Source organism: Pseudoalteromonas sp. AWM4_233 (assembly GCF_056158285.1).
Map to the genome: position 1 here is coordinate 1 of NZ_JBSWSZ010000080.1, position 4,624 is coordinate 4,624.

4 protein-coding genes and 3 pseudogenes are annotated in these 4,624 nt (G+C 39.6%); 6 read left to right on the top strand and 1 reads right to left on the bottom strand.

Annotation, left to right across the window (positions count from 1 at the left end):
• The 4 genes and pseudogenes from ACXAC4_RS20485 to ACXAC4_RS20500 all read left to right on the top strand — a co-directional run.
• Positions 1–912: pseudogene (locus ACXAC4_RS20485) on the top strand (phospholipase C/P1 nuclease family protein); the annotation flags it as partial.
• Positions 913–929: 17 nt separating this feature from the next.
• Positions 930–1,826: a peptidyl-prolyl cis-trans isomerase gene (locus tag ACXAC4_RS20490; RefSeq protein WP_475165041.1), complete on the top strand. Its 897-nt coding sequence runs from the start codon at positions 930–932 to the stop codon at positions 1,824–1,826.
• A gap of 121 nt (positions 1,827–1,947) precedes the next feature.
• A complete protein-coding gene (locus ACXAC4_RS20495; RefSeq protein WP_475165044.1) occupies positions 1,948–2,097 on the top strand; it encodes a hypothetical protein in 150 nt (49 codons plus the stop codon).
• Positions 2,094–2,618, top strand: a complete 525-nt coding sequence (locus ACXAC4_RS20500; RefSeq protein ID WP_475165045.1) for a hypothetical protein — start codon at positions 2,094–2,096, stop codon at positions 2,616–2,618. The genes ACXAC4_RS20495 and ACXAC4_RS20500 overlap by 4 nt, the downstream gene beginning before the upstream one ends.
• 39 nt (positions 2,619–2,657) lie before the next feature.
• Here ACXAC4_RS20500 and ACXAC4_RS20505 read toward each other — a convergent pair.
• Positions 2,658–3,105: pseudogene (locus ACXAC4_RS20505) on the bottom strand (Hsp20 family protein).
• Positions 3,106–3,451: 346 nt separating this feature from the next.
• On the opposite strand from ACXAC4_RS20505, the gene ACXAC4_RS20510 reads away from it, so the two are divergent.
• Both ACXAC4_RS20510 and ACXAC4_RS20515 read left to right on the top strand, forming a co-directional pair.
• Positions 3,452–3,910, top strand: a complete 459-nt coding sequence (locus ACXAC4_RS20510) for a TlpA family protein disulfide reductase (protein ID WP_475165046.1) — start codon at positions 3,452–3,454, stop codon at positions 3,908–3,910.
• A gap of 111 nt (positions 3,911–4,021) precedes the next feature.
• Positions 4,022–4,286 (top strand): annotated as a pseudogene (locus ACXAC4_RS20515) (GrxA family glutaredoxin).
• The last annotated feature ends 338 nt before the right edge of the window (positions 4,287–4,624 follow it).

Consider the following 4,624-nt stretch of genomic DNA (forward strand, 5'->3'; position numbering starts at 1 on the left):
ACTACATGCAACAACACCCAAGCACAACACAATACGCTGCGTTAGTCAGCTATGCTCAGCAAAATAATATGACTGTCGCTCAGCTTGGCGAGCTACTTGGGCAAGCAGCCTATGACGTCGATGATTTTGAGGACACGTTTTTTTGTGGTGCTATTACAGGTTCTTGCGTACAAGCACCAGTTTGGGGTGCTGCAGAAAGTATTGTGAAATACACCAGTTATTGGCACTTTCAAAATCACACCCAAGGTGCTGATCAACATGGCAACGACTTTGGCGGCTACAACTATCAAAAACTAACAGTATGGGGAGCTGTTGATAATCTTGCCGCAACGTGGCTCAAAGGTGATTACCTTGATGATGGTAAAGGTGGCGAAACAGGCTGGTTCAATGCTGACTCTTCAAAATATAATAGCTATGGCGTTACTGAAGCCCATTACCGTATAGATAGCCAATCAAGTTACAGCATGTATGATGACTTTGAGGAAATGCCATTCCAACCTATCGATAACTTAGGGCAATACTGGTATCAAAGTTACTTACAAAGCGGTAATCCACAGATTTTAGGTTTTGTATTTCACACTACCGATTTACTCCAACCTCATCATACTTGGACAACCTCCGATCTAAATCACTCAAGCTGGGAAAGTTGGGTGAATGATTATTACGACCAAGAAAATCTCAATGATCCAGCACTCGTCTCACAAGCCATGGCGACCTTTGCTGCATTAGATACACAATCAACTGATGTACGCCCTTTGTTAACCCAAGGCGGTGCATTTTCTTATGCACAAGGTGGGATCGTGTTAAATTCAAAAGAATCATTACGACCGACTCGATACTGCAAAACAAGTGGTTCCTCATGCGATTGCGATGGTGGTTCACCTACTTAATCATGCCATGGTTGCTCGATAATGCGTGGGCTTTACATTTTGACAGCACTGCTAGGTTTGCTTTTTAGCAACCTTGCAGTTGCTGCGTTTAATCAATACACAGAATCTGAAATTGATCTCATGTGGCAGGTCTACAAAGAACAAAGCCCTGATATTAGCAAACAGCAAACACGTGAACGCCTTTACGAAAATCAATTTTTACTTAAGTACGCACAGAAAAACATGCCTGAGCTTGTAGAGCGCCAAGCGAGTGTTGGCTTTTCAACTCATTACCATGTAATGCGCTACTTAGATAATCTGTTTATTCATCAGTTAAATCTCACCGGTAAACCAGCTACAACTGGGCTTGAACCATTTGATAAACACTGGCTGAAAACCAACTTAGGGCTATATCCGCTGGATGGTCAGTACAGTGATGCCCAAATCAAACAGTTCAATGCTATTAAACTCGATTTGTTTGAAAACTCAATGACGCTGTACGAATTTATTGCACCTCTTTCTATGCAGACTCGCTTTCGTTTGCATCAAGGAGATAGCGAACTGTTCAAAACCGAAGTTTTAAAACATCGACAATTTCTTTTGCATTTAAAGCAAGCTGATGCGGTCATACAAACACAGCAACTTTCGCTACCCCATCTTTATTCTATAGCCAAGGGCGATATCCTAAGGCCTTCGATTCAAAGCTGGTTAGGGGTAAAAGGTATTATGCATGTAGAGAGCCCTGTGTTAACTCGCTTAGAGAACAAGGTTACTGACGCTGAAATCCAGCAATATTACCAACAACACAAAGAAAGATTTCATTATCTAAAATCGGTTAAGGCCCATGGCGGCGAATTTACCGATAGAGAAGCGGCTTTGGCATTTAAAAAGCAAGCTGAAACAAGCTCAATACAACACGCACTAAAGCAATTAAATCAGCCCGAATATTTACGCTGAATATAATAACTACTTAACCCGAGAGCATAAACGAAATTGGGCAGTACAATTAGCATTCACACAAAAGCCTCAACAGTTAAGTGAGGTAATACGCTCACCGAAAGGTTTTTGGGTGGTAGTAATGAGCTATAATCATACTTTTGGCTACTTTAGCGCAAATGACGAAACGGTACGCTATCAAGCTAAAAAGGCCATCGCAATTGAAAAAGCCATAATTAACTACCAACAGAGTTGGTTGGCGTGGCAAAAAGCGCATGGGATTAAGTTATGAAATGGCTAGCTTTAGCACTTTGTGTGCTTTTTAGTGCTGCGGTTATTATGCATGTGCAATCAAAACATATTGCTTTAGTGCCTGCTGAAAAAGCACTGGTGTCCGTTGAGGTTGAGAAAAAAGATGTTCGTAATCAACAAGCAATGACCAGTATGCACGTAAAGCCAACTTTAATTGCAAGTGAAACAATCGATGAGGCCGATACAAATGCGGCAATCACAACCCCCGATTACTTTCCACCCATTGCAAAGCAGCCCCAGCAGACGAAGCGGTTTACAGGTGATATTAATGACCATAAAGCGTATCAGGCATACCATCAAACACAACAAACTGAATTAGAACTTCGCTTTATTGATGCCGCAGAAAGTAAAATTGCTACTCTCGAATCCCTTTTAGAACGTGGTAAGCAAGCGGGATTGTCAGAAGATAAGCTTAATGAAGCCGAAGATAAAATTGCGGCTTTAAAGACGATGCAAGCGGAATTAGTTGCTAAACATAACGAAAAAAGCCGCCTCAAATGAGGCGGCAAAACTAACTAGGGGAAACAATGCTGTTGGTAATTACTTGTTTTCGAGTAATTTACCATTACCGATTTCAATTTTACGTGGTTTTAAAGCTTCTGGAATTTCACGCTCTAAATCGATACTTAGTAAGCCGTTTTCAAGGTCATGCACCAAGTACTTTAACGTGGTCACCTAATTGGAACTTACGTTCAAAGTTACGCTCTGCAATGCCTTGATGGATGAACTTACGCTCAGCATTATCTTGTTTATCAGCTTTAGTACCGCTGACTTTCAATGTGTTGTTTTCTGACTCGATGGTCAATTCACTGTCACTAAAACCTGCTACAGCCATAGTGATACGATATTTGTCTTTATCGAGTGCCTCGATGTTGTACGGAGGAAAACTTGGCTGCTTGTCTGTGCGAGCTGCCGCATCCATTAATGATGCTAAATGATCGAAACCGATGAATGAACGATAAAGTGGTGATAAGTCTACTGTACGCATAATTATATCCTCATATTTAAGCGATATTTTGTTAGTACTCTTCTATTGAACCAGTGCTAACAAAGTTAAATTAATACTATATATTTCAATTACTTTATTTCAATTACTTTAGTTTGTTTGGGACCCATCAGGCGTCCTCACTAAACTATTTATGGGCGGGTAAAATCTTTTCAAGATTTTTAGCAAAAAAAAATTGTAATTTTTTTTAAGTTAAATGAAATGTTAAGTGCTCTCAAACAGGTCTGAATAAGTTGATTTTAAAGGGCTAACAACGTACAAAATAACAATGAAAAAAAATCCAACTTTTTTAAAAAAATTTATCAGTGTGCTAAAAAATGTCGTTTTAATGGCAGTCGTTGTGTATGCCGTGACCGCATTTCAGCAACGTAATTTACTCTCAACTGATAAAACCCCTGCCCCCTATTTTAATTTAGCCACGCTAAAAAACCCAACAGAGCGGATGACCATTGCACAATTACAAGGCAAGCAAACAGTGGTGTATTTCTTTGCGCCTTGGTGCTCAATTTGTCGTTACAGTATGCCAAATTTAGAAAAGGCTCATCAGCAAGGTAAGTTAAATGCCATAGCAATTGCCCTTGATTACCAAAACATTACTGAAGTAAAACAGTTTACTGATTCACTCGAATTAACAATGCCGGTGCTACTTGGCAGTAAAAGTACAGGTCAAGATTATAAAATCAGTGCCTACCCAACTTATTATGTTATTGATGAACAGTTGGCCATTACTGCGCATTCTATAGGTTACTCAACAGAACTAGGCCTTAGAATACGAACTCTAGATTAGCTCAATCGCTAATAATGAGAAAAAACAGAATAGTGCAATCGATTTTATGCGCTGTTTTTATTCATTTAATCCGTTAAGATGATAACCAGATAAACCATCGAGGAGAGCGATATGTTAACTGTAATTTTTGGCCGTGAAGGCTGCCCATACTGTGTTCGTGCAAAAGACGTTGCTGAAAAACTAGCAAATGAGCGTGACGATTTTAAATACCGTTATATCGACATCATTAAAGAAGGCATCAGCAAAGCAGATTTAGAACAGTCTGCAGGCAAACCTTGCCCAACCGTACCACAGATTTTTATTGAGCCAAGCCCACATTGGTGGCTTCACTGAATTCGAAGCGTACGCTAAAGAAAATTTAGGGTTATATCAATAAATTGTAAACGTGGTTGATTTTGGTAAATTTAAACTGATTAAATTATGACCAACATCAACCACATACAAATTAGTTGTAATTTATACAAGCAATTGCCTTGTATTTCCTATACAATGCGCGCCTCTTTAAATTCGTTGAGGCGTATTAATGTCAGAACCAGTCACGTTTGAATCTCTAAATCTTTCTCCTGCAATCCTTAAAGCAGTTGAAGAGTTGGGTTACAAGACTCCATCTGAAATCCAAGCTCAATGTATACCGTTATTGCTAGAAAGAAAGGACGTACTGGGACTAGCGCAAAAGGTGCTGTGTAAGAGGTGAATCTAACCGTCGTTAACCTT